Origin of the sequence: Limnobaculum zhutongyuii (assembly GCF_004295645.1) — a bacterium.
Lineage (GTDB): Bacteria > Pseudomonadota > Gammaproteobacteria > Enterobacterales > Enterobacteriaceae > Limnobaculum > Limnobaculum zhutongyuii.
Genome location: NZ_CP034752.1, coordinates 2,433,831 through 2,457,574, shown reverse-complemented (window position 1 = coordinate 2,457,574; position 23,744 = coordinate 2,433,831). Strand labels below are relative to the sequence as shown.

The window sequence follows — 23,744 nt, the reverse complement described above, 5'->3', positions numbered from 1 at the left end:
TTAAACGTTTTTCGAAAGTAGTTTTCTGTGGGTATGTATTGACATAACAATACCCATCCCGGCCATCAGCACAATTAATGCTGAACCGCCATAACTGATGAACGGTAACGGTACGCCAACTACTGGCAAAATTCCACTAACCATACCGATATTGACAAAAACATACACACAGAGAATCATCACTATTCCGCCAATCAGCACTCGGCCAAAACTGGTCTGGGCATGGGCTGCCAGCATGAAACCACGGATAATGACGCATAAATAGAGTGCTAATAGTACCAGTACGCCAATCAACCCCAGCTCTTCGGCCAGAACGGCAAAAATAAAGTCGGTGTGGCGTTCAGGTAAAAATTCTAATTGTGATTGTGTTCCATGTAACCAGCCTTTGCCCCACAAGCCACCGGAACCAATGGCAATTTTCGACTGAATAATATGATATCCGGCTCCCAGAGGGTCGCTTTCCGGATCGAGTAACATCATTACTCGCCCTCGCTGGTAATCATGCATCAGGAAGAACCAAAGAACCGGAATAAAAGCGGCTACGCCAAGGGCTGCAACAAAGATCAGTCGCCAACTCATACCTGCCAGAAACAAAATAAATAACCCGGATGCGGCAACCAGTATTGATGTTCCTAAGTCAGGCTGAGCAGCAACCAGCAGAGTAGGGAAGAAAATGATTACCAGAGCAATACCGGTATTTTTCAACGAGGGGGGCAAGAGTCACGGTTTATATAACGGGCAACCATCAGTGGAACCGCTATTTTAGCAATTTCCGATGGTTGAAATCGTACTACACCTAAATCTAGCCAGCGCTGTGCCCCTTTGCTGATCTGGCCAAATACATCCACCAGAATCAATAAGATAACACAAAAGATATACAGATACGGAGCCCAGTTTTCATACACTCGGGGAGGAATTTGAGCCATGACCAACATCACGCCAAATCCAAGGATAGTCTGGCTGATTTTACGCTCCATCATCTCCGGGTCTTGCCCACTGGCGCTCCACAGTACAAAAAAACTATAGGCGAGCAGAACCATCAGAAAGAAGGTCATAATGGGGTCAATATGGATTTTGGTCCATATGGTTGGTTTTTTGTTATCGCTCATGGGTTATTCATCAGCCACTGTCAGTCACCATCACTGTGTGATGCATTAAGTTCAGGCATTGCTGTGTTCTGATCGTTCAGCAATATATGGTCAAGAATGCGGCGTACAATTGGACCAGCATTACCGCCGCCACCGCCGCCGTTCTCAAGAATCATGGAAACCGCGACTCTCGGGCTGTCATAAGGGGCAAAGCCAACAAACAGTGCGTGGTCACGCAGGTGCTCTGAAATCTTTTTAGCATTATAGACTTCATTTTTCTTCAGACCGAAAACCTGCGCGGTTCCTGATTTACCCGCAGCTTTATAAGGCGTACCAGCAAATACACGACGAGCCGTACCGTTAGGGCGAGACACCACACCATACATACCGTCTTTAGCAATTTCCCAGAAACCAGATTTTATGTCGCCAATATGAATGTTTTCTTTCTGCTGATAAGGCACCAATTTACCATTAATCTTTGTACCACTAAGCAAATGAGGTGTTTTAACTAAACCATCATTAATCAGCGTCACCAGTGATTTGGACATTTGAAGTGGAGTGGCGGTCCAGTAACCTTGACCGATACCAACCGGTATAGTATCTCCCTGATACCATTGTTTTTTGTGGCGCTTCATTTTCCACTCGCGAGTAGGCATCACGCCAGGATACTCTTCAGCAATATCAATGCCGCTATATTCACCATAGCCAAATTTTCTCATCCAGCCTGATAAACGATCGATTCCCATATCATAGGCGACCTGATAGAAATAGGTATCTGCCGATTCTTCCAGGGCACGGGTAACATCCAGATGACCATGGCCAGAACGTTTCCAGTCGCGATAGCGTTTGTCGGTGTTAGGGAGTTGCCACCAGCCGGGATCGTAAATTGAGGTTTTCTTGGTGATAACCCCTTCAGATAGTGCAGCAACGGCAATATAGGGTTTTACCGTTGACGCAGGAGGGTAGGTACCCTGAGTGGTACGGTTGATAAGGGGTCTGTCCGGATCGTTTAACAGTTTTTGATAATCACTGTAGGCAATACCATCAACAAACATATTCGGGTCATAGCTTGGACTGGAAACCATCGCTAATATTCCACCATCGCGTGGGTCGCTTACTACCACGGCCGCACGGCGAGTACCCAGTAATTCTTCAATATATTTTTGCAGACTTAAATCGACAGTCAGATAGATATCTTTACCCGCCTGAGGAGGCTGTTCATTTAGCTGGCGAATCACCCGTCCACGGCTGTTAACTTCGACCTCTTCATAACCGGGTTTACCATGCAGTACTTCTTCGTAATACTTCTCAATACCCTGTTTACCAATATCGTGTGTAGCGGAGTAATCTTGCAGCTGGTTGCTGGCAGCCAGACGTTCTAAATCTTGTGTATTTATCTTTGAAACGTAGCCAACAACATGGGTTAGGGCAGAACCATAAGGATAGTAGCGGCGCTGATATCCTTTTATCTCAATGCCTGGGAAACGATATTGATTAACGGCAAAGTGAGCAATTTGTAACTCTGTAAGCTTAGTTTTTAATGCAATTGGTGTGAAACGACGTGAGTTCTTACGTTCTTTTTCGAAGTTGGCAATATCATCATCATCTAAATCAACAATTGAACGCAACTCTTCCATTGCGCCTTTCAAGTTGCTGATTTTTTCTGGTACCAGTTCAAGCTGATAGATCGTTCGGTTTTCTGCCAGCACCACACCATTACGGTCATAGATTAATCCGCGAGTAGGGGCAATAGGGACCAGCTTGATACGGTTATCGTTAGAACGGGTCTGATAGTCTTCAAAACGTTTAATTTGGATGTTATAGAGGTTAGCAATAAGAACAGCAATAAGAATAAGGACGCCAACAAGAGCAACCAGTGCCCGGCGTATAAATAAAGCAGATTCTGCCGTGTGGTCACGGAAGGCGTTAGGTTCTTTTTTCATCCAAAAACTATTTCATTCAATTTGCTATTCACGGTGATAAGGATGATTTGTTGTGATGCTCCATGCACGATAGAGACTCTCAGCCACTAAAACCCTCACTAATGGATGAGGTAAGGTTAATGGTGATAAAGACCAACTTTGCTCGGCAGCACTTTTACAAGCGGGGGCTAAACCTTCCGGCCCACCAATCAGTAAACTCACATCGCGTCCATCCTGCTTCCATAACTCCAACTGTTGTGCCAGTTGTGGTGTCTCCCAAGGCCTGCCGGGAATGTCTAACGTGACAATCCGGTTACCTTTACCCACAGCAGCCAACATGAGTTCACCTTCTTTTTCCAGAATGCGTTTAATATCCGCATTTTTACCGCGCTTTCCAGCGGGGATTTCTATTAATTCAAAGGGCATATCTTTGGGGAAACGACGAATATAGTCATTAAATCCAGTCTGCACCCAGTCGGGCATTTTTGTCCCTACTGCGATAAGCTGCAGTTTCACCCGTTAACTCCAGAGTTTTTCTAGTTCATACAGCTGGCGACTATCAGCCTGCAATACATGAACTATGACATCGTCCAAATCGACTACAACCCAGTCACCGGCATTTTGACCTTCAATACCAAGAGGTAGCATACCCGCCTGACGAGCAGATTGAACAACATGATCGGCAATAGACTGAACGTGTTTGCTGGAAGTACCAGTACAGATAATCATACAATCAGTAATACTGGATGTTTTACTGACGTCAATTCTGACAATATCCAGACCCTTCAGATCTTCTATTTTATCAATAACAAATGATTGGAGCTCATTACCTTGCAAAGGTTCCCCTCCTGATAAAAATCTCTTCATATTATACGGAACATTTTACTATCTTACGGACATGACAACATCAGTGTTAATCACCGCAATATAATAAAGTGAATTTAACGAATTTTTGTGTTTTTAACCGATGGCGGATAATAGCATGATTCCAGCCTTAGCGGTATAAGCCCTGTTGTTCTATATACTGTTGTACCGTTGGTGGTAATAGATCATCGAGACTGATGCCATTATGCTTGCGTCGGCGAATATCGGTGGCTGAAATATCCAATAGCGGTGTATGGGCAAGATAGATCAAACCGTTGGCTTGTTGTTTCAAATCATCAATATTGGTGGTGCGATGCTGTTCCAACCAACTCTCCAGTTCTGGCGTGTCCAACTTATCGGTATAGCCTGGACGGGCACACACTAAGAGATGACAATAATCCAGTAGTGATTGCCAGCGGTGCCAGTAGTGCAATGTCAGCAGAGAGTCCTGGCCAATAATAAAGGCTAACGGAATCTTTTCCCTTTGCTCCAGGCGAATTTCTTCCAGAGTATCAATGGTATAAGATGGGGCGAGTCGATGTAACTCTCGCTCATCAACGGAAAACAGTGGGTTACCTGCTACTGCCAGTTTAACCATTTCCAGTCGTTGTTGAGTATTCGCTTCTGGCTGTGGTCGATGAGGCGGTACATGGTTAGGTAATAACGTAATACGATTAAGACCGACTTCTTTAGCTAAAGCTTCAACCGGTTTTAAATGCCCGTAATGGATGGGATCAAAGGTACCACCAAATAAGGCGTGAATAGCCTCACCGCTTTCTATCCTGTCAGACATCTAAACGCGCCTCAGATAAAGGTTTGCCACATAGCAGCATCATAAGACTTTCCAGACCATCCCAGATAGACTGACCAAAGTCCTGTTTTACGATTAACTCAAGCTGGGTGAGCAGGGCAACGGCCTGATTCAGTTGAACCGCCGTTAACCGTTGTAACGCTTGCGTTAACAAAGGGCGCCGATTTTGCCATATCTTTTGTTGATCGAATAGTGTTCTGAGCGGGGTTTGTCGCATTTTTCTTTGTAAATTCAGAAGATGCAGCAATTCTCGTTGCAAGGTACGAATCAAAATCAAAGACTCAGTCTCTTCCAGACGTAACTGGTGGAGAATATGAAACGCTCTTTTGGCTTTTCCGGCCAGAATTGCATCAATCCAATGGTAGGGGGTAAAGTGAGCAGCATCGTTAACCGCCTGCTCAACCCTTGGCAAAGTGAGCTTTCCATCGGGGTAAAGCAGAGAAAGGCGTTCAAGTGCCTGAGAAAGTGCCAGCAGGTTACCTTCATAGCAGTAACACAAGAGTTGTATGGCGGCTTCATCGATTGTTAGCTTAAACGTTTTTGCTCGTTGAGCAACCCAGCGAGGTAAATGAGCCTGCTCTGGCGTTAAACAACTGACATAAACGCTATGTTCTCCCAATGTTTTAAACCAGGCGCTGTTTTCCTGAGCTTTGGTAAGCTTAGGCCCGCGTAAAATAAGTAAAATATCAGGATTTAATAACGTTGCTAATTGTTTTAGCTGCTCACCAATAGCGGCATTAGCGCCGTTTTCTGGAAACTGAAGGATAAATATTTTTCGGCTGGTGAAAAGACTAAGAGACTGACATTCGGTGAAGATAGATTCCCAATCGGTCTGGGGGCCAAGGTCGTAGCTAAAGCTTTCACTGAAGCCTTGCGCTAATGCCGCCCGGCGGATGGCATCCTGGCTCTCTTCCAGCAATAAGGGCTCGTTGCCGTACAGTTGATAGCAACTGCGCAGCTCCTCATGAAGCTGCGCGTTAAGTTGCTCAGGATAGAGTCGAATCATTGAACCGTAACAGCACCGTGAGCCGGTACGACAGGCTGGCTGTCTGATTCCTCTTCAGGCTGTTCGGTAGTTTGAACCGTAATCAGTTTACGTACCAACTGTTGTGCCAGCTGTTCTCTCATTTCCTGATAAAGCATCTCCTGTTCCGCATCTTTTGCCAGTGCAGTTAATGGGTTATCGAAGAAAGAACGGAATACTTTTGCTCCAATCGGATAAATGCCTTTTCCTGGGATCATTACTTGAGCATTTGCAGCCATAACCATTTGATACTCAGCGGTGGTACCATTTTGGAAAATAGAAACAGTATCCTGACTTGAAGCTACTCCACCCAGCCGTAATGATGGTGTAGTTTTTAACGTTTCTTTGTCAGTCGTTGAACTATCAACAATGGTCACACCACTCTGGCGTAACTGACTACGTACAGCCCTGGTCATTGGGCCATAAGGGTCGGATGTATCCAGAATCAGCGTATTTAACTCGCCAGGAACACTGGTAGTACCGCGTAAGTTAAAGCCGCATCCAGCAGTGACCAGCACTGCCATAGCAACGATGATTGTTACAATAGGATGTCGCACATATACTCCTTGGCTTAACCTACAACCAGATTTAAAAGTTTTCCTGGAACATAAATCACTTTACGAATAGTGACGCCATCCAGATATTTAGCAATTTGAGGATCGGCCATCGCAATCGCCTTAACCTGTTCTTCAGTAATATCGGCGGCTACGGTGATTTTGCTCCGGACTTTACCATTAACCTGAACCACTACCAACTTCTCGTCTTCAACCATAGCGGCTTCGTCCGCAACTGGCCATGGAGATGAATCAATATCACCCTGACCACCCAACGATTGCCATAGAGTGAAACAGATGTGTGGAGTGAATGGGTAAAGCAAGCGAACAACCGCCAGTAGTGCTTCCTGCATTAGCGCACGATCTTGTTCGCTCTCTTGCGGCGCGCGGGTTAACTTATTCATTAACTCCATCACGGCAGCAATCGCAGTGTTAAAAATCTGACGGCGGCCAATGTCATCATTCACTTTAGCGATAGTTTTATGCAGGTCACGACGCAGTGCTTTTTGCTCATCGTTTAGAGCGGTAACATTCAGTTCGGACACAGCACCTTTTGACAGATGATCATACGCCAGACGCCATAAACGTTTCAGGAAGCGGTTAGCACCTTCAACCCCAGACTCTTGCCATTCCAGTGTCATTTCTGCAGGTGAAGCAAACATCATGAACAGACGTACGGTGTCAGCACCGTATTTTTCAACGATATCCTGCGGATCGATTCCGTTATTCTTAGACTTCGACATTTTAGCCATGCCACTGTAGACCAGTTCACGACCCTCTTTATCAAAGGCTTTAATAATACGCTGTTTATCATCACGTTCTACGGTGACTTCACTTGGAGCAATCCAGATACGCTCACCGGTACCGGAGGTGTAGTAGAAAGCATCAGCCAATACCATTCCCTGACACAGCAGTCGTTTAGCCGGCTCATCAGAGGTAACCAGACCGGCATCACGCAGCAGTTTGTGGAAGAAACGGAAATACATCAGGTGCATGATGGCGTGTTCAATACCACCAACATATTGGTCAACTGGCAGCCAATAGTTTGCTGCAGCCGGATCCAGCATACCTTTATCATATTGTGGGCAGGTATAGCGCGCGTAATACCAGGATGATTCCATAAAGGTGTCAAAGGTGTCAGTTTCACGCAATGCTGGTTGACCGTTATAGGTTGCTTTTGCCCATTCAGGATCGGCTTTAATCGGGCTGGTGATACCATTCATGGTGACATCTTCCGGCAGAATAACCGGCAGTTGATCGTCTGGCGTAGGTACAACCGTACCATCTTCCAGCGTCATCATTGGAATTGGTGCCCCCCAATAACGCTGACGGGAAACGCCCCAGTCGCGTAAGCGATAATTGATTTTACGCTCACCGACGTTCATGGATACCAGTTTATCGGCAATAGCATTGAAACCGGCATCAAAGTCCAGTCCGTCAAATTCACCGGAGTTAAACAGTACGCCTTTTTCAGTGCTTGCCTGTTGGCTTAAGTCTGGTTCTGTGCCTTCAGCGGTTAGAATTACTGGCTTGATCGGCAGGTTGTATTTGGTAGCAAATTCCCAGTCACGTTCGTCATGGCCCGGAACCGCCATAACGGCACCGGTACCGTAATCCATCAGTACAAAGTTAGCGATCCAGACAGCCAGTTTTTCACCGGTTAAAGGATGAATAACATAAAAACCGGTAGCGACCCCTTTTTTCTCCATGGTTGCCATTTCAGCTTCAGCCACTTTGGTATTGCGGCATTCATCAATAAATGCGTTCAGAGATGGGTTGCTTTGTGCTGCGCGTGCAGCCAGTGGGTGACCTGCAGCAATAGCCACATAGGTCACGCCCATAAAGGTATCCGGGCGAGTGGTATAGACAGACAGGCTGTCATCCGAACCATCGACAGCAAACTTGATTTCCACCCCTTCGGAACGGCCAATCCAGTTGCGTTGCATGGTTTTAACCTGCTCAGGCCAACTTTCAAGGGTATCCAGATCGTCTAACAGCTGATCGGCATAGGCCGTGATTTTAATAAACCACTGAGGGATCTCTTTACGCTCAATCGGCGTATCACAACGCCAGCAGCAGCCATCAATAACCTGTTCATTTGCCAGTACGGTCTGGTCGTTTGGACACCAGTTTACCGCAGAGGTTTTTTTGTAAACCAAGCCTTTTTCATACAGTTTGGTGAAGAACCATTGTTCCCAGCGATAGTAATCAGGATCGCAGGTGGCCAATTCACGACTCCAGTCATAGCCAAAACCTAACAGCTTTAACTGGTTCTTCATGTAGGCAATATTTTCGTAGGTCCAGGGTGCCGGAGCGGTGTTGTTTTTAACCGCTGCACCTTCAGCAGGAAGACCAAACGCGTCCCAGCCAATTGGTTGCAGTACGTTTTTGCCCTGCATACGCTGGTAACGAGAAATTACGTCGCCGATAGTGTAATTACGCACGTGGCCCATATGTAGTCGCCCCGAAGGGTAAGGCAACATGGAGAGGCAGTAATATTTTTCTTTCGTTGGATCTTCAGTGACCTGAAAGGTTTTGTTTTCTTGCCAATGGTTTTGTACGTGAGATTCAATATCTTCCGGGCGGTATTGCTCTTGCATGGCGACGCATCGTCCTTCTGTTTTAATTTGCTAAATGACTAGCAGTAGCATTTATTTGCAATTGGGAAATAGATCCCCATAGGATAGCCGATAAGCGCCAGCCTCAACAATACTCAAAAGCATGGTAAATGATTTTTATGTTAAATATTTATCGCAAAACAGGGGATAGCCTTCAGTTATGAGGTTCTGAAGATGAATTTATTGGTGGTGTACGTTGTTCACGATAGTAAAACAGGCTGGAAATCAGACAGAGAGAGTAACCAAATAGCTCAGCACCTTCTTCAACGGCTGCTTTGACGTTATACATTAAGAAGCGCGACTCTTCCGGATGCAGGTTGTACCATAAGAATTTCATGCCAAACAGCCGGGAAAAAATCAGAATACATACCAGACCAGAGATCATAAAACCGTAGTTGGGTGAGCGGGTAAAATTGGCCAGTTGTACCAACGTGATTTTAATATTGAAAGAGACATAAAACAGACAAATGGCAGTGACCAGTAAGGCAGGGTAAAGCCAGAAGCCGTGATGGATCATGTCCAAAACGCTATCGAACTCGCGGATAAACATACAGCTAAAAAAGCCAGCAATCAGCACACTTGAATTTCTGATATCGACTCTTTTCCATGCCAGTCGCAAAAACAACAGAATGCAAATCAGAAGCATGGTTTCCTGAGAAATCTCAACAAATGAGAGCTCATCCAATTGATTACCGACCAGCGTAACGTCAAGAAACATCATTCCTGTCGCTATCGCGGCAGCCAGCGAATAAAGCAAAAATTGCTGTATGGCACGATACAAGATTGAGAGTTCAGTTTGCATAGACAATGACAATCATTAATAGACTCTTTGGCACAATAAAAGAAGGTGGGAAGTGTATCAAAATAGTGTGTTTATACAGGACTTAATGTGCTGTTGCCTGAGTTTTGTAGATTAATTGTACAAAGGCTCTGCAAATTGCAGAGCCTTTGTACAGTGAACGACAATATTAATATTAGTGCAGAATTTTCGCCAGAAAATCTTTGGCACGATCGGATTGGGGATTATTAAAGAAGTCATCCTTTTTGGTGTCTTCGATGATTTTACCTTCATCCATAAACAGAATCCGATGCGCTACTTTTTTGGCGAAGCCCATTTCATGAGTAACCACCATCATGGTCATTCCTTCGTAAGCCAGTTCAACCATAACATCCAGAACTTCGTTAATCATTTCCGGATCGAGTGCAGAAGTTGGTTCATCAAACAGCATAGCAATAGGGTCCATGCATAAAGCACGGGCAATGGCTACGCGTTGCTGCTGTCCGCCAGAAAGTTGGCTTGGGAACTTGTTAGCATGGCTGGTTAATCCAACGCGATCCAACAGCGCCAATCCTTTCTTTTGCGCCTCATCTTTACTGCGATTTAGTACTTTAATTTGTGCCAGCGTCAGGTTTTCAATGATTGACAGGTGGGGAAACAGTTCAAAGTGCTGGAATACCATACCAACCCGGGCACGCAACTGTGCCAGATTAGTTTTAGGATCGTTAACCGCAATACCATCAACCAGAATGGTTCCCTGTTGAATTGGCTCAAGGCCGTTAACCGTTTTAATCAGAGTAGATTTACCGGAACCGGAAGGGCCACAAACTACGACCACTTCACCTTTGTTCACTTCGGTTGTGCAATCTGACAACACCTGAAAACGGTCATACCATTTAGAAACATGTTTTAAGGAAATCATCAAACTGTCGTCCTTTTTTTCAAATAAGTTACAAGTAAGGAGGCGGATAAACAGACAATAAAGTAGACGAATCCGGCAAATAAAACCATCTCAATTTCGGTACCGGAAGTCTTACCAACGTTAGTCGCGCTACGGAAGAAGTCCGCCAGCCCGATAACGTACACCAGTGCGGTATCCTGAAACAGGATGATGCCCTGAGTCAGCAATAATGGTGTCATGGCTTTAAACGCCTGAGGCAGAATAATCAAACGCATGGATTGCCATGGTGTCATGCCTAATGCCAGTGCAGCGGAGTTTTGCCCACGGGCAACGCTTTGTAAACCGGCACGAATAATTTCTGAGTAGTAAGCGGCTTCAAACAGCGAGAAGGCGATAACGGCAGAAATAAAGCGAATATCCGTTTGTGGTGACAGACCCAAAAACTTTTGTAGTATCTGAGGCACAATCAGGTAAAACCACATCAGTACCATAACCAGCGGTACGGAACGGAAAGTATTAACGTAGGCCGCAGCAATCCAGCTGATCCAGCGGAAAGGTGGTGGTGCCAGACGGAAAATTGCTAATGCAGTTCCCCATGCGATACCAAAAACAATCGCGCTGATAGCAATTTTCAGCGTTACCCACATGCCCTCTAAAAGATAAGGCATGCTTGGAATAATGGTACTCCAGTCAAATTCAAGCATCATTATCCTCCAAAGGTGCCAGGCAGACGGGTTTTCTTCTCAACCAATTTCATCAGTCGCATAACGACGATGTTAATCAACACGTAAGCGATGGTGACGGCAAGGAAGGATTCATAGGCGTAGCCGGAATACTCCAGCAGCTTATTGGCCTGTGCGGAAAGTTCAATCAGACCAATGGTTGATGCCACGGCGGAGTTTTTCACCATGTTAAGCATTTCAGAGGTCAACGGTGGAATAATAATGCGGTAAGCGTTAGGTAACAGCACATGACGATACGCCTGAGGCAGGGTTAGCCCTAATGCCAGCGCAGCACCTCTTTGTCCACGAGGAAGTGACTGAATCGCGGTTCTGACCTGTTCACACACGCGAGCACCGGTAAAGAAACCCAGACAGCAGACAGAGACCACAAAGAATTGGATATTGGGATCCAAGTCCCCTTTAAACCAATCACCAATAGATGCCGGTAATAATTCAGGCACCAACAGATACCAGATAAAAAATTGTACAATTAATGGCACGTTGCGAAATAGCGCAACATACAGGGTTCCTATTCCGGAAAGTACACGGTTAGGAACAGTACGTAAAATACCAAACAGCGATCCCAGAATAAACGCCAGAATCCATGAGCATATGGATAGTGCTACCGTGACCTGAAAACCGGCCCATAGCCAATCCAGATAGGTAGTATTTCCAAACGGGGCTTGTTCTAAGAATATTCCCCAATTCCAGTTTCCAAACATAACTTAGCCCTTATTATTTCTTTTTATCGGCATCCCTTTACGCCAAATTGAGCGTAAAGGGAGCCAACCTAGAGCCGATAACTGCGATGTAACTCTGTTAGTTCAGGGCTTTATCGTTCGGTGCTTTAAACAGTTTTTTCATATCTTCTGACAGTTCGAAGTTCATGTTCAGATTCTTCGGTGGAATAGGCTGTTTGAACCATTTGTCATAAGATTTTTCTGCTGCGCCAGAGGTTTGCGCTTGAGCAATGGTTTCATCCATCAGCTTTTTAAACTGCGCGTCGCCTTTACGTAACATACAGCCGTAGGCTTCAAATGATTGTGGTTTGGCAACAATTTCCCACTGATCGGGTTTTTTCGATTTTGCTCTTTCGCCCGCCAGCAGTGCATCGTCCATCATAAAGGCGACAGCACGGCCACTTTCCACGGTACGGAATGCATCACCGTGGTCTTTCGCACTGATGATTTTCATGTTCAATTTGTCGGAGTCGTTCAGCTTGTTCAGAATAGTTTCTGAGGTAGTGCCTGACGTGACCGCGACGTTTTTATCTTTCAGATCGGCAAACTCTTTAATGCCAGAATCTTTTTTGGTCAGAAGACGAGTACCAACCACAAACAGGGTGTTAGAGAAATCAACTTGCTTTTGACGTTCTGCGTTGTTGGTGGTTGAACCGCATTCAAAATCAAAAGTGCCGTTCTGTAACAATGGAATACGGTTTTGCGAGGTAATAGGAATTAATTTGACCTGAAGGTTTGGTAAGTCCAGTTTCTTTTTAACCGCGTCAACAATCAGATTAGAGTAGTCTTGTGAATAACCGACAACATTCTGCTGATTATCATAGTAAGAGAAAGGAACAGAAGATTCCCGGTGGCCAACGGTGATGACGCCCGTGTCTTTAATCTTCTTCAGTGTACCGTCCAAATCCTCTGCGTGGAGCGCCGTACTTGTCAGACCCATTAAAACTAGCGGTAGTGCTAACTTGCGTAATTGCATGACTTACTCCTTCGTTGTTATCAGTATGATGTTGTAACCGTTTTTTGTTGCCCATCAGTCAGTCTGAAGACCGCCAATGATGTAATTAAAATGTAGTTTAATGCTGTGTTTGTGTAAAACAATTAACACCTTGTTTACCAGTAATTTGCACCATTAGTGAGCGAATTCACAGATATGCTTGCTTTTAGTGCAAATTTGCACCCTATTGGTGCACTCCGTCCTTAACAACCAGAAATTTCAGGATTATTTTCACCTTTTATCCGGCTTCAATAGATATGTAGCAAGGTGCGTGCCAAGTCTGAGATATGTTAAATTTTTGTTTAATAAAGCCGCAACGGGTAAGAATCATTAGAAAAGAAGGGGGGAACAGGACATATATCAAAGTAAAACTGGTCAATATCTGAGCTGATATATGATGTACTGAGATATCATATATCAGCTTGAGCACAGAGAGGTTTTTTCAATTAGTTTGGTATCTCATTTCCTGACAATAAGAATGAGGATAGTGAGGTATTTACCGTACGGGCTAAATGATTATTGAGTGATGTTGCAGAATAGCGGGCTACAGAAATGATAAACCTGTAGCCCACCGAGGCATTCTATTTTGAACGGCGAGACAGCAGCCAGGAACTACCGGCCAACAATAAAGTGATTAGCCATACCGGTAACGAACCCCAACGGGCATAAGGCGTCATACCTGTCGTTGGCGCTACTTTTACTTCCAGTACCTGACGTTTAAACTGTGGAATTCGGTCTATTACATCACCGTTAGCATTAATTGCCGCCGTCACGCCATTGTTGGTGCCGCGCAGCATTGGACGACCCAGCTCTAATGCTCTCATGCGTGCCATTTGGAAATGCTGTAGCGGGCCAATAGAGTCACCAAACCAGGCATCGTTAGAAATAGTCAACAGAAAGTCAGTATCCGGCGTGAAGTTATCTCTCACTTGCTGACCAATGATCACTTCATAACAAATAACGCTGGTGATTTTATATCCGGCAACATCAATCGGAGCTTGCAGATAATTACCTTCGCTGATTGATGACATTGGCAGATCAAAGAAAGCCGCCAGCGGGCGAAGAATCGACTCAAAAGGAACATATTCACCGAAGATAACCAGATGGTGCTTATTATATCGGTTAGCGCCGCCATACTGATAAGGTTGCTGGTTGCCTAATACGATCAGGGTATTGTAGTAATCTGAACGTTGGGGCGTGGTTCGATAATCAATAATCCCGGTAATCAGCGCTGAGTTATTTTCCCGGAAGTTCCTATCCAGCATGGATAAGAACGAAGCCTGTCTGGTTTCGATATCAGGAATAGCCGCTTCTGGCCAAATAATAATTCGGGATTTGCCGATATAAGGTCTGGATTCATTAACATAAGCTTCCAGAGTCGGTAGCAGATGGTCAGGACTCCATTTTAATGACTGGGCGATATTTCCCTGGACTAAAGCCACATCAACGGCACGCTCTGGCTGTTCGGTAAACCACTGAACCTGCTTGAGGGGCCAGGGTAGCAGCATGCAGAGCACAGCAATAATGCCGGGCAGAATACGACGCTGACAAATAGCAAATACCACCAGACCGCTAATGGCGATCATCAGCATATTGATAGCATCAACACCCAGCAGCGGAGCAATTCCTTTCAGCGGCCCATCGACCTGACTATAGCCGAACTGTACCCATGGAAAACCGGTGAAAACCCAACCACGTAAGAACTCAGTAACCTGCCAGAGCGCGGGAGCCGCCAGTGCCAGACGCCAGATGGTGGTCTGTGGCCAAAAGCGGGCCAGCAACCAACCAAACAGCATCGGATAAAGGGACAGATAGGCAGCCAGCAGTAATACCAGCCCGATACTGATTGGCATCGGCAGACCACCAAACTGGTCAATGCTGACGTAAACCCAGTGAATACCGGACAGAAACAGACCGAGCCCCCACCAAAAACCAACCGACATGGCTTGCTTAGGCGTACGGTTCAGCGTTAGGGCTAGTAAGCCACAGAGCGAAACCAGCGCCATTGGCCACAGGTCAAAAGGGGAGAGTGACAGGGTGCCACAGGCACCTAAAATTAACGCCAGTGGCAATCGAATCCGCTGGCGATCAAAAATATGGGCTACAGCCATGTGATAATTAATCTTCTAACTGTGGTTGTGGCGATTCATTAGGAATCGTGACGTGTACCTGAATAATGCGCCGGCTATCCGCCATAGCGACCTTAAACTGGTAACCCTCAATAGAGATGATCTCTCCCCGTGATGGCAGATGACCAAAAGCCTGCATAACCAGACCACCGATAGTATCAACCTCTTCATCACTGAAGTTGGTAGAGAAGACTTCATTAAATTCTTCTATCGGTGTTAAGGCTCTAACGGTGAAGGTGTGACGGCTTAGTTGGCGCACATCCCGGTCTTCCACATCGTCATATTCATCCTCGATTTCACCAACAATCAATTCAAGAATATCTTCGATAGTAACCAGACCAGAAACGCCGCCGAATTCATCAATCACAATGGCCATATGGTAGCGTTGTGAACGGAACTCTTTTAGCATGCGGTCAACACGCTTACTTTCAGGCACCACAACTGCCGGACGAAGAACCTGATCGATAGTGAAAGGCTGAGAGTCTTTACTCATAAATGGCAATAAATCTTTCGCCATTAAAATGCCTTCAATATGGTCTTTGTCTTCGCTGATCACCGGGAAGCGGGAGTGGGCTGATTCGATAATCACATCCAGACACTCTTCCAGCGGCTGATTACGTTTTAAGGTAATCATCTGGGAACGAGGGATCATAATATCGCGGACGCGTTGCTCTGCGATATCCATGACACCTTCCAGCATATCGCGGGTATCGGGATCGATAAGATCGTTTTGTTCTGAATCGCGGATAAGTTCGACTAAGTCGCCGCGGTTTTTAGGCTCGCCATGAAAAAACTGGCCAAGAATCAGTGAAAAGAAGCCCTTTTTGGGTCCAGGGCTATCGTTACTTTGTGAATGATCGTCGCTCATGCATTCTTTATTAGTTAGTTAGACTGCGTCTTTTTCTGAGGCATAGGGGTCAGGATAACCTAACTCTTGCATAATCTCAGTCTCTAAAGACTCCATTTCTTCCGCATCATCATCAATGATGTGATCATACCCTAACAGATGGAGGCTACCATGGACAACCATATGAGCCCAATGTGCGAGTAAAATCTTATTTTGTTCATCCGCTTCTTTTTCTACAATCTGACGGCAGATGACCAAATCCCCCAACAGCGGCATTTCCATGCCGGGGGGAGCCTCAAAGGGAAATGATAACACATTCGTCGGTTTATCCATTCCCCTATAGGTATGATTAAGCTGGTGGCTCTCTTCTGTATCCACCAGACGGACGGTGACTTCCGCTTCCCGTTGGAAAGGAAGTACCGCCGCATCCAACCAGCGTTGAATCTCCTGCTCATCAGGTAATCCCTGAGTATTCTCACAGGCTACCTGTAAATCTAAAATCACGTGGTCCATATCAGCCTTCAATTATTGCGCGCCGGACTCAGAGGTTTGCTGATATTCGCGTTTGCGTTGCTCTGCCAGTGCATCTTTACGTTTTTGGTCTTCAGCTTCCCATTCTTCATAGGCGATAACGATACGGGCAACCACCGGGTGTCTGACCACGTCTTCGCTATGAAAGAAATTAAAGCTGATTTCATCAACGTTGGATAATACCTCAATTGCATGACGTAAGCCGGACTTTTGATTACGTGGCAGGTCAATTTGCGTTACGTCACCGGTGATCACCGCTTTAGAGTTGAATCCGATACGGGTCAGGAACATCTTCATCTGTTCAATGGAGGTGTTCTGGCTCTCATCCAGAATAATAAATGCATCGTTCAAGGTACGGCCACGCATATAGGCCAGAGGAGCCACTTCGATAACGTTGCGCTCCATCAGCTTCTCTACCCGTTCAAAGCCCAACATTTCAAACAGCGCGTCATATAACGGGCGCAGGTAAGGGTCGACTTTCTGGCTTAAATCACCGGGCAGAAAACCCAGTTTTTCACCGGCTTCAACGGCAGGGCGGGTGAGCAGTATTCTGCGAATTTCCTGACGTTCCAGTGCATCCACTGCCGCCGCAACCGCCAGATAGGTTTTACCGGTACCCGCAGGGCCGACACCAAAAGTAATATCATGATCGAGAATATTGGCAATGTATTGAGCCTGATTTGGCGTGCGCGGTTTAATCATCCCTCGTTTAGTTTTGATGATGACTGCTTTGCCGTACTCTGGTACCGAATCGGCAATTTGCTCTAAAACGCCAGATTCTTTAATTGCTAAATGTATTTGGTCGGGTTCAATATCAGGAATGATCCCGCGTATCGGAGCGGTATCAACATAAAGCGTGAGAAGAATATCTTTAGCCACCTCAACACAGGAGGCTTTTCCAACCAGAGTGAATCGATTATCGCGACGATTGATTTCAATACCAAGGCGTCGTTCCAACTGTTTGATATTGTCATCAAATGGACCACATAGGCTTTTCAGGCGCTCGTTGTCTGCGGGTTCCAGTGAAACTTCCAAAGTATCAATTTTCAAGTAGTACCTCTTAATCTCGCGATGTGATTAATGAATAAGAATGTTTTTTGTACAGCGCTATTTATCTTTAATTATAGATAACTTACATCATTATTCATGTGGGATCTCAAATTCGCAACTATTGAGATAAATTCGATGAAATCACGTTTAGGGGGAGGGGAATAACTCAGTGAGCGCCGCCGGTAGCCGCAATACATTGATAAAGGAACCAGCCAACCGAACAGGCGGCCGCCGCAGCCAGAATAAACAGAATGATAAGCACAGGGGATGAACGTTTATTGATATAGAACAGCAGAACGCCCAGAATCAGCAGCAAAATACACAGCAAGCCAATGGTTGGTAGAATGATCATGCCCATGTTTTACTTTCCCTGTGTCTGATGAATATTAATCTCAATGAAGCAGTAATCTGTGTTTTATAACATCATGATAAACAGAGTCTGCTTATCATGATGTTTTAATATGAAAACGGCCTTATTGAGGCTGGTAAACGCCTACGCCTAAATCATCTTCCTTACGGGTACGCGCGATCACCTCTTCCGGTGAAGCCTGAACCCGCAGGTTCATCTGGTCTTCGGTTCTTACCAGCTTGCCACGCAGGGAGTTGGTATAAACATCGACAATTTCTACGTCAACGAATTTACCAATCATATCCGGAGTGCCTTCAAAGTTAACCACACGGTTATTCTCGGTACGACCGGACAGCTCCATAACGCTTTTACGTGATGTACCTTCCACTAAAATACGCTGGATGCTGCCTTGCATACGACGGCTATATTGCATCGCCTGCTGATTGATTCTTTCCTGCAGAATATACAGGCGCTGCTTTTTCTCATCTTCGGATACATCATCGACCATATCGGCCGCTGGTGTTCCCGGTCGGGCAGAGAAGATAAAGCTATAGCTCATATCGAAATCAACATCGGCAATCAGCTTCATGGTTTGTTCGAAGTCTTGCAGAGTTTCACCCGGGAAACCAACAATGAAGTCAGAACTGATTTGCAGGTCCGGACGTGCTGCACGTAATTTGCGAATAATGGCTTTATATTCCAGTGCAGTATGGGTTCTGCCCATCATATTTAAAACGCGATCAGAACCGCTTTGTACCGGTAAATGCAGGAAACTCACCAGCTCAGGGGTATCTTTATAGACTTCAATGATATCGTCAGTAAACTCAATTGGATGGCTGGTGGTGAAGCGAATACGGTCAATACCATCAATACTGGCCACTAAACGTAGCAAGTCTGCAAAAGTACAGATACCACCGTCAAAAGCGGGTCCACGGTAGGCGTTAACGTTTTGGCCCAGCAGATTTACTTCCCGTACGCCCTGAGCTGCAAGCTGGGCTATTTCGAATAGCACATCATCGCTTGGGCGGCTCACTTCTTCACCACGGGTATAAGGTACCACGCAGTAAGTACAATATTTATTGCAGCCTTCCATAATGGAAACAAAGGCGGTAGGGCCTTCGGCTTTAGGTTCCGGTAAGCGGTCGAATTTCTCGATTTCCGGGAAGCTGATATCAACCACCGGGCTACGTGTGCCGCTGGCTTTATTGATCATCTCCGGCAGGCGATGCAGGGTTTGTGGCCCAAAGATGACATCGACAAACGGCGCGCGTTGACGAATGTGATCGCCTTCCTGAGACGCCACACATCCACCCACACCAATAATAATATCGGGTCTGGTGTCTTTAAATGATTTCCAGCGACCAAGCTGATGGAATACCTTTTCCTGCGCTTTTTCACGAATTGAGCAGGTATTCAGCAATAGAACATCCGCTTCTTCAGCATCTTCGGTCAGCTGATAGCCATGGGTACTTCCCAGTAAATCGGCCATTTTAGATGAATCGTACTCGTTCATCTGACAGCCCCAGGTTTTTATATACAGTTTCTTGGTCATAGATTCGCTACTCAGTACAGGTTAAAACCCTATGCAGGGCGCGTATTGTAATGGTTTGTTGTTCCCGTGACCAGCTTAAGCATCGCTTCGACGCTGAAGGAATTGTAAAAATCCGGTACACTCTGTGGTAGTAAGGATTAGCGCGGTGTGATAACAACATGAAAAAAACAATAAAACAGTATGATGCCATTGTTGTCGGCGGTGGAATGGTCGGCGCAGCGGTTGCCCTTGGGTTAGCTCAAGAGGGCTGGTCGGTAGCGGTAATTGAGCATGATAGCCCGGCAGTTTTTTCCGCCGATAGCGAACCTGACGTGCGAGTTTCAGCCATTGGTTGTACTTCGGTTAATCTGCTAAAACGATTGGGTGCATGGGATAGTATTGCATCAATGCGAATTACACCTTACCGCAAGCTGGAAACCTGGGAATGGAATGAATCTAAAGTGGTTTTTGATGCTGCTTCACTGTCATTACCCGAATTAGGTTACATGGTAGAGAATCGTCTCATTCAACTGGGGTTATGGCAACAGTTTGAGCACTGGCCATCATTAGCTCTGCATTGCCCAGCACGCTTAGTTTCCGTTATTCCATCAGAGGTTGATGCTACATTAAAGCTGGTGACATTGGACAATGGCGAATGCCTGAGTGCGCCATTAGTCATTGGTGCGGACGGTGCAGATTCTGCGGTAAGAAAGTTTGCCGGTATTGGATTAACCGGTTGGCAATATCGTCAGTCCTGTATGTTGATAACCGTTGAGACGCAACAACTTCAGCAAGATGCAACCTGGCAGCAGTTTTATCCTTCAGGACCTCGTGCATTTCTGCCGCTGTTTGGACAATATGCTTCTCTGGTGTGGTATGACTCACCGTCTCGTATTCGTCAGTTACAATCACTCTCTCTGCCTGAACTGGAAAAAGAAGTATTGCGTGAGTTCCCGGAACGTTTGGGAAAGGTAAAAGTGAAAGCCGCAGGATCGTTTCCATTAATTCGTCGTCATGCCCAACGTTATTATCATTCTGGCATGGTGTTGGTGGGGGATTCGGCCCATACCATTAATCCTCTGGCTGGCCAGGGAGTTAATTTAGGTTATCGTGACGTGGATTGCTTATTGCAGGTGCTGCTGGAGGCTCGTAAGAAAGGAGAGGAGTATGGTTCTGATAAGGTTTTAAGTCGTTATCAGCGCAGACGCTACCCGGATAACTTACTGATGCAATCTGGTATGGATTTGTTCTACAAAGCGTTTAGCAACCAACTACCACCGTTGCGTTTGGTGCGCAATCTGGCGTTAATGGCGGCGGAACGTGCAGGTAAGCTTAAGCAATGGGCATTGAAATATGCGCTGGGGTTATAATTAGCCGCTTAACAATGCCGAACGACAGACATAAAAAAACTCGCTGATGCGAGTTTTTTTATGTCTGGAAAACCATACTCAATAAGAGAATGGCTGGGGTACCAGGATTCGAACCTGGGGATGACGGGATCAAAACCCGTTGCCTTACCGCTTGGCGATACCCCACCAGTAATATTGTCGCTGAAGGAAAATGGTGCGGAAGGCGAGACTTGAACTCGCACACCTTGCGGCGCCAGAACCTAAATCTGGTGCGTCTACCAATTTCGCCACTTCCGCAAAATGGTGGCTACGACGGGATTTGAACCTGTGACCCCATCATTATGAGTGATGTGCTCTAACCAGCTGAGCTACGTAGCCAAATACTTTTTGCTTAACCTTCAACGGCGTTAAGGAGCGCATTATGCGGATATGTGTCGTTTTCGTCAAGGTTTTGATCTGCTCATCGGGCAGAAAACAGACAGATTTGGAGTTTAAGCTATTTGTTTGATGACTTTTTGAACGATAAGCAAAGAAAAGGATGGGAGAGATGGAAACGGTAAAAAATCTGAGAATAAAAAGGGAGAGAAGGAAATGGCTGGGGTACCAGGATTCGAACCTGGGGATGACGGGATCAAAACCCGTTGCCTTACCGCTTGGCGATACCCCAATAGGAGATAATTTCCAAAATAGCTTATAAGTATAAGCAGAAAAATGGCTGGGGTACCAGGATTCGAACCTGGGGATGACGGGATCAAAACCCGTTGCCTTACCGCTTGGCGATACCCCACCCGAGCATTGTCATTGAAGGAAAATGGTGCGGAAGGCGAGACTTGAACTCGCACACCTTGCGGCGCCAGAACCTAAATCTGGTGCGTCTACCAATTTCGCCACTTCCGCAAAATGGTGGCTACGACGGGATTTGAACCTGTGACCCCATCATTATGAGTGATGTGCTCTAACCAGCTGAGCTACGTAGCCAAATACTTTTTGCTTAACCTTCAACGGCGTTGCGGGGCGCATTATGCGTATCTGTGCCACGATCGTCAACTAGTTTTTTCTCATAAAGAGCACAGTTTTGTCTGATTGTTTGGCTAATAACCGATATGTCGATAAAAGCGACAAAAAAAGCATCAATTTGATGAGAGAAGGCGGGAGTTTTTTATTTCCATAGCAAAACGGGCCGAAGTGGCCCGTTTTTTAAACCGCATATTAGCGAGTCGCTTTATACAAGCAATTAGCTTTTATAAGCCGATTGGTGAACACCTACTGCGCGACCTGATGGGTCATCCAATTTCTTGAAAGATTCATCCCATTCAATCGCTTTAGCCGAAGAACAAGCCACAGAAGGGCCACCAGGAACGCATTCTGCAGCGCTAGGTAGTGGGAAAAGTTCTTCAAAGATTTCACGGTATAAATAGGCCTCTTTAGAGGTTGGCGTATTATACGGGAAGCGGAAACTGGCATTTTGCAGCTGTTGGTCGCCGATTTGTTCGGCGGCAGTGGCCTTCAGGCTGTCAATCCAACTATAGCCAACACCGTCGGAGAACTGTTCTTTCTGGCGCCACGCCACGCTGGCAGGAATATAAGACTCAAAGTTCTTACGAATAATATACTTTTCCATCTTACCGTTACCGCACATTTTATCTTTTGGATTAATGCGCATAGCAACATCGAGGAATTTCTTATCCAGGAAAGGCACCCGAGCTTCTACACCCCAGGCTGCCATCGCTTTATTGGCACGGGCGCAGTCATACATATGCAAAGCCAGAAGTTTGCGTACGGTTTCTTCATGGAACTCTTTTTCGTTTGGCGCTTTATGGAAGTAGAGGTATCCGCCGAACACTTCATCGGCACCTTCACCGGATAACACCATTTTGATACCCATGGCCTTAATTTTACGGGCCATCAGGTACATTGGTGTTGAAGCACGAATGGTTGTCACATCATAGGTTTCGATGTGATAAATCACATCACGAATGGCATCCATTCCTTCCTGTACAGTGAAGTGGATTTCATGATGAACCGTACCTAAATGGCGCGCGACTTCCTGGGCAGCGGCCAAGTCAGGTGAACCTTCCAGACCAACGGCGAAGGAGTGAAGCTGAGGCCACCAGGCTTCGCTACGTTCGTCATCTTCAATACGGCGAGCGGCGTATTTTTTGGTAATTGCCGAAATAACGGAGGAGTCTAAACCGCCAGACAGCAACACCCCATAAGGAACGTCGGACATCAGGTGACTTTTTACCGCCTCTTCCAGCGCGTTACGCAGTTCGTATTCATCAGTAGTATTATTTTTAACGTTATCAAATTCCATCCAGTCACGCTGATAATAGCGCTGGATTTTATGGTTGGTACTGGACATATAGCTACCGGCAGGGAATTCTTTAATTGTTTTACAAACGGGCACCAGTGCTTTCATTTCGGATGCCACATAAAAGTTTCCGTGTTCATCATGACCGGTATACATCGGGATAATACCAATATGGTCACGGCCTAACAGGTAGCTGTTGTTGGTGCTGTCATACAAAATAAAGGCAAACATCCCCTGAAGGTCGTCCAGAAAGTCGATGCCTTTTTCCTGATACAAAGCCAGAATAACTTCACAATCTGACTCTGTCTGAAATTCATACTTATCTTTTAGCTGGCGGCGCAGTTCCTGATGGTTATAAATTTCACCGTTAACTGCCAGTACATGAGTATGCGCTGCGTTATACAGAGGTTGTGCGCCATTATTGACATCGACAATGGATAAACGTTCGTGAGCGAGTATTGCCGTGTCAGATGCGTAGACGCCGGACCAGTCAGGACCACGATGACGCATAAGACGAGACATCTCTAATGCTTTTTTACGCAGCTCAATCGGATCGGACTTAATATCGAGTACACCAAATATTGAACACATTGTTATCTCTCTTATTCCGTTGTCATTGAAGTTACTTAAA

20 protein-coding genes, 7 tRNA genes and 1 pseudogene are annotated in these 23,744 nt (G+C 45.8%); 1 reads left to right on the top strand and 27 read right to left on the bottom strand.

What is annotated here, in order from left to right:
- From mrdB to miaB, 19 genes and pseudogenes are all read right to left on the bottom strand, one after another.
- Positions 1-1,109: pseudogene (gene mrdB / locus EKN56_RS10965) on the bottom strand (peptidoglycan glycosyltransferase MrdB).
- 20 nt (positions 1,110-1,129) lie between these two features.
- Positions 1,130-3,031, bottom strand: a complete 1,902-nt coding sequence (mrdA, locus tag EKN56_RS10960; protein ID WP_130591815.1) for a peptidoglycan DD-transpeptidase MrdA — start codon at positions 3,029-3,031, stop codon at positions 1,130-1,132.
- Positions 3,032-3,055: 24 nt separating this feature from the next.
- Positions 3,056-3,526 carry a 23S rRNA (pseudouridine(1915)-N(3))-methyltransferase RlmH gene (gene rlmH, locus EKN56_RS10955; protein WP_130591814.1) on the bottom strand — a complete coding sequence of 157 codons (471 nt, stop codon included), beginning with the start codon at positions 3,524-3,526 and terminating at the stop codon, positions 3,056-3,058.
- A gap of 3 nt (positions 3,527-3,529) precedes the next feature.
- On the bottom strand, positions 3,530-3,847 hold the full coding sequence (gene rsfS / locus EKN56_RS10950) for a ribosome silencing factor (protein ID WP_130591813.1): 318 nt from the start codon (positions 3,845-3,847) through the stop codon (positions 3,530-3,532).
- A 157-nt stretch (positions 3,848-4,004) separates the two neighbouring features.
- Positions 4,005-4,667, bottom strand: coding sequence for a nicotinate-nucleotide adenylyltransferase (gene nadD / locus EKN56_RS10945; protein ID WP_130591812.1), 663 nt, complete (start codon positions 4,665-4,667; stop codon positions 4,005-4,007).
- A complete protein-coding gene (gene holA / locus EKN56_RS10940; protein WP_130591811.1) occupies positions 4,660-5,691 on the bottom strand; it encodes a DNA polymerase III subunit delta in 1,032 nt (343 codons plus the stop codon). Before holA ends, nadD begins: the two co-directional genes overlap by 8 nt.
- Positions 5,688-6,266, bottom strand: a complete 579-nt coding sequence (gene lptE / locus EKN56_RS10935; RefSeq protein WP_130591810.1) for an LPS assembly lipoprotein LptE — start codon at positions 6,264-6,266, stop codon at positions 5,688-5,690. The genes holA and lptE overlap by 4 nt, the downstream gene beginning before the upstream one ends.
- A gap of 14 nt (positions 6,267-6,280) precedes the next feature.
- Entirely contained in the window at positions 6,281-8,863 is a 2,583-nt protein-coding gene (leuS, locus tag EKN56_RS10930) for a leucine--tRNA ligase (protein WP_130591809.1), read from the bottom strand.
- Between the two features lie 172 nt (positions 8,864-9,035).
- Positions 9,036-9,683: a hypothetical protein gene (locus tag EKN56_RS10925; RefSeq protein ID WP_130591808.1), complete on the bottom strand. Its 648-nt coding sequence runs from the start codon at positions 9,681-9,683 to the stop codon at positions 9,036-9,038.
- A gap of 172 nt (positions 9,684-9,855) precedes the next feature.
- Positions 9,856-10,581, bottom strand: coding sequence for an amino acid ABC transporter ATP-binding protein (locus tag EKN56_RS10920; protein ID WP_108899792.1), 726 nt, complete (start codon positions 10,579-10,581; stop codon positions 9,856-9,858).
- Positions 10,581-11,264, bottom strand: coding sequence for a glutamate/aspartate ABC transporter permease GltK (gene gltK, locus EKN56_RS10915; RefSeq protein WP_130593673.1), 684 nt, complete (start codon positions 11,262-11,264; stop codon positions 10,581-10,583). The genes EKN56_RS10920 and gltK overlap by 1 nt, the downstream gene beginning before the upstream one ends.
- 2 nt (positions 11,265-11,266) lie before the next feature.
- Complete coding sequence (locus tag EKN56_RS10910) at positions 11,267-12,004, bottom strand: amino acid ABC transporter permease (RefSeq protein WP_130591807.1); 738 nt, start codon at positions 12,002-12,004, stop codon at positions 11,267-11,269.
- A gap of 97 nt (positions 12,005-12,101) precedes the next feature.
- Positions 12,102-12,998 (bottom strand): glutamate/aspartate ABC transporter substrate-binding protein, encoded by an 897-nt coding sequence (locus EKN56_RS10905; protein ID WP_130591806.1) that lies wholly within the window; start codon positions 12,996-12,998, stop codon positions 12,102-12,104.
- Between the two features lie 599 nt (positions 12,999-13,597).
- On the bottom strand, positions 13,598-15,127 hold the full coding sequence (lnt, locus tag EKN56_RS10900; RefSeq protein ID WP_130591805.1) for an apolipoprotein N-acyltransferase: 1,530 nt from the start codon (positions 15,125-15,127) through the stop codon (positions 13,598-13,600).
- A 7-nt stretch (positions 15,128-15,134) separates the two neighbouring features.
- Positions 15,135-16,013 carry a CNNM family magnesium/cobalt transport protein CorC gene (gene corC / locus EKN56_RS10895; RefSeq protein ID WP_130591804.1) on the bottom strand — a complete coding sequence of 293 codons (879 nt, stop codon included), beginning with the start codon at positions 16,011-16,013 and terminating at the stop codon, positions 15,135-15,137.
- A gap of 18 nt (positions 16,014-16,031) precedes the next feature.
- On the bottom strand, positions 16,032-16,505 hold the full coding sequence (gene ybeY / locus EKN56_RS10890; protein ID WP_130591803.1) for an rRNA maturation RNase YbeY: 474 nt from the start codon (positions 16,503-16,505) through the stop codon (positions 16,032-16,034).
- Between the two features lie 12 nt (positions 16,506-16,517).
- The gene (locus EKN56_RS10885; protein WP_130591802.1) at positions 16,518-17,573 is read right to left on the bottom strand and encodes a PhoH family protein; all 1,056 of its coding nucleotides are present in this window, start codon (positions 17,571-17,573) and stop codon (positions 16,518-16,520) included.
- 166 nt (positions 17,574-17,739) lie between these two features.
- On the bottom strand, positions 17,740-17,931 hold the full coding sequence (locus EKN56_RS10880) for a hypothetical protein (protein ID WP_130591801.1): 192 nt from the start codon (positions 17,929-17,931) through the stop codon (positions 17,740-17,742).
- Positions 17,932-18,046: 115 nt separating this feature from the next.
- Positions 18,047-19,474, bottom strand: a complete 1,428-nt coding sequence (miaB, locus tag EKN56_RS10875; protein ID WP_130591800.1) for a tRNA (N6-isopentenyl adenosine(37)-C2)-methylthiotransferase MiaB — start codon at positions 19,472-19,474, stop codon at positions 18,047-18,049.
- Between the two features lie 158 nt (positions 19,475-19,632).
- Here miaB and ubiF point away from each other — a divergent pair, with 158 nt between their 5' ends.
- Positions 19,633-20,823: a 3-demethoxyubiquinol 3-hydroxylase gene (ubiF, locus tag EKN56_RS10870; RefSeq protein ID WP_130591799.1), complete on the top strand. Its 1,191-nt coding sequence runs from the start codon at positions 19,633-19,635 to the stop codon at positions 20,821-20,823.
- 90 nt (positions 20,824-20,913) lie between these two features.
- Here the strand turns inward: ubiF and EKN56_RS10865 are convergent.
- From EKN56_RS10865 to asnB, 8 genes are all read right to left on the bottom strand, one after another.
- Positions 20,914-20,988: transfer RNA gene (locus EKN56_RS10865), tRNA-Gln, on the bottom strand.
- 26 nt (positions 20,989-21,014) lie between these two features.
- A tRNA-Leu gene (locus tag EKN56_RS10860) sits at positions 21,015-21,099 on the bottom strand.
- Between the two features lie 4 nt (positions 21,100-21,103).
- Positions 21,104-21,180 (bottom strand) — tRNA-Met (locus tag EKN56_RS10855).
- 214 nt (positions 21,181-21,394) lie between these two features.
- A tRNA-Gln gene (locus EKN56_RS10850) sits at positions 21,395-21,469 on the bottom strand.
- A gap of 45 nt (positions 21,470-21,514) precedes the next feature.
- A tRNA-Gln gene (locus tag EKN56_RS10845) sits at positions 21,515-21,589 on the bottom strand.
- A gap of 25 nt (positions 21,590-21,614) precedes the next feature.
- A tRNA-Leu gene (locus EKN56_RS10840) sits at positions 21,615-21,699 on the bottom strand.
- Positions 21,700-21,703: 4 nt separating this feature from the next.
- A tRNA-Met gene (locus EKN56_RS10835) sits at positions 21,704-21,780 on the bottom strand.
- 256 nt (positions 21,781-22,036) lie between these two features.
- A complete protein-coding gene (gene asnB, locus EKN56_RS10830; protein WP_130591798.1) occupies positions 22,037-23,704 on the bottom strand; it encodes an asparagine synthase B in 1,668 nt (555 codons plus the stop codon).
- Between the last annotated feature and the right edge of the window lie 40 nt (positions 23,705-23,744).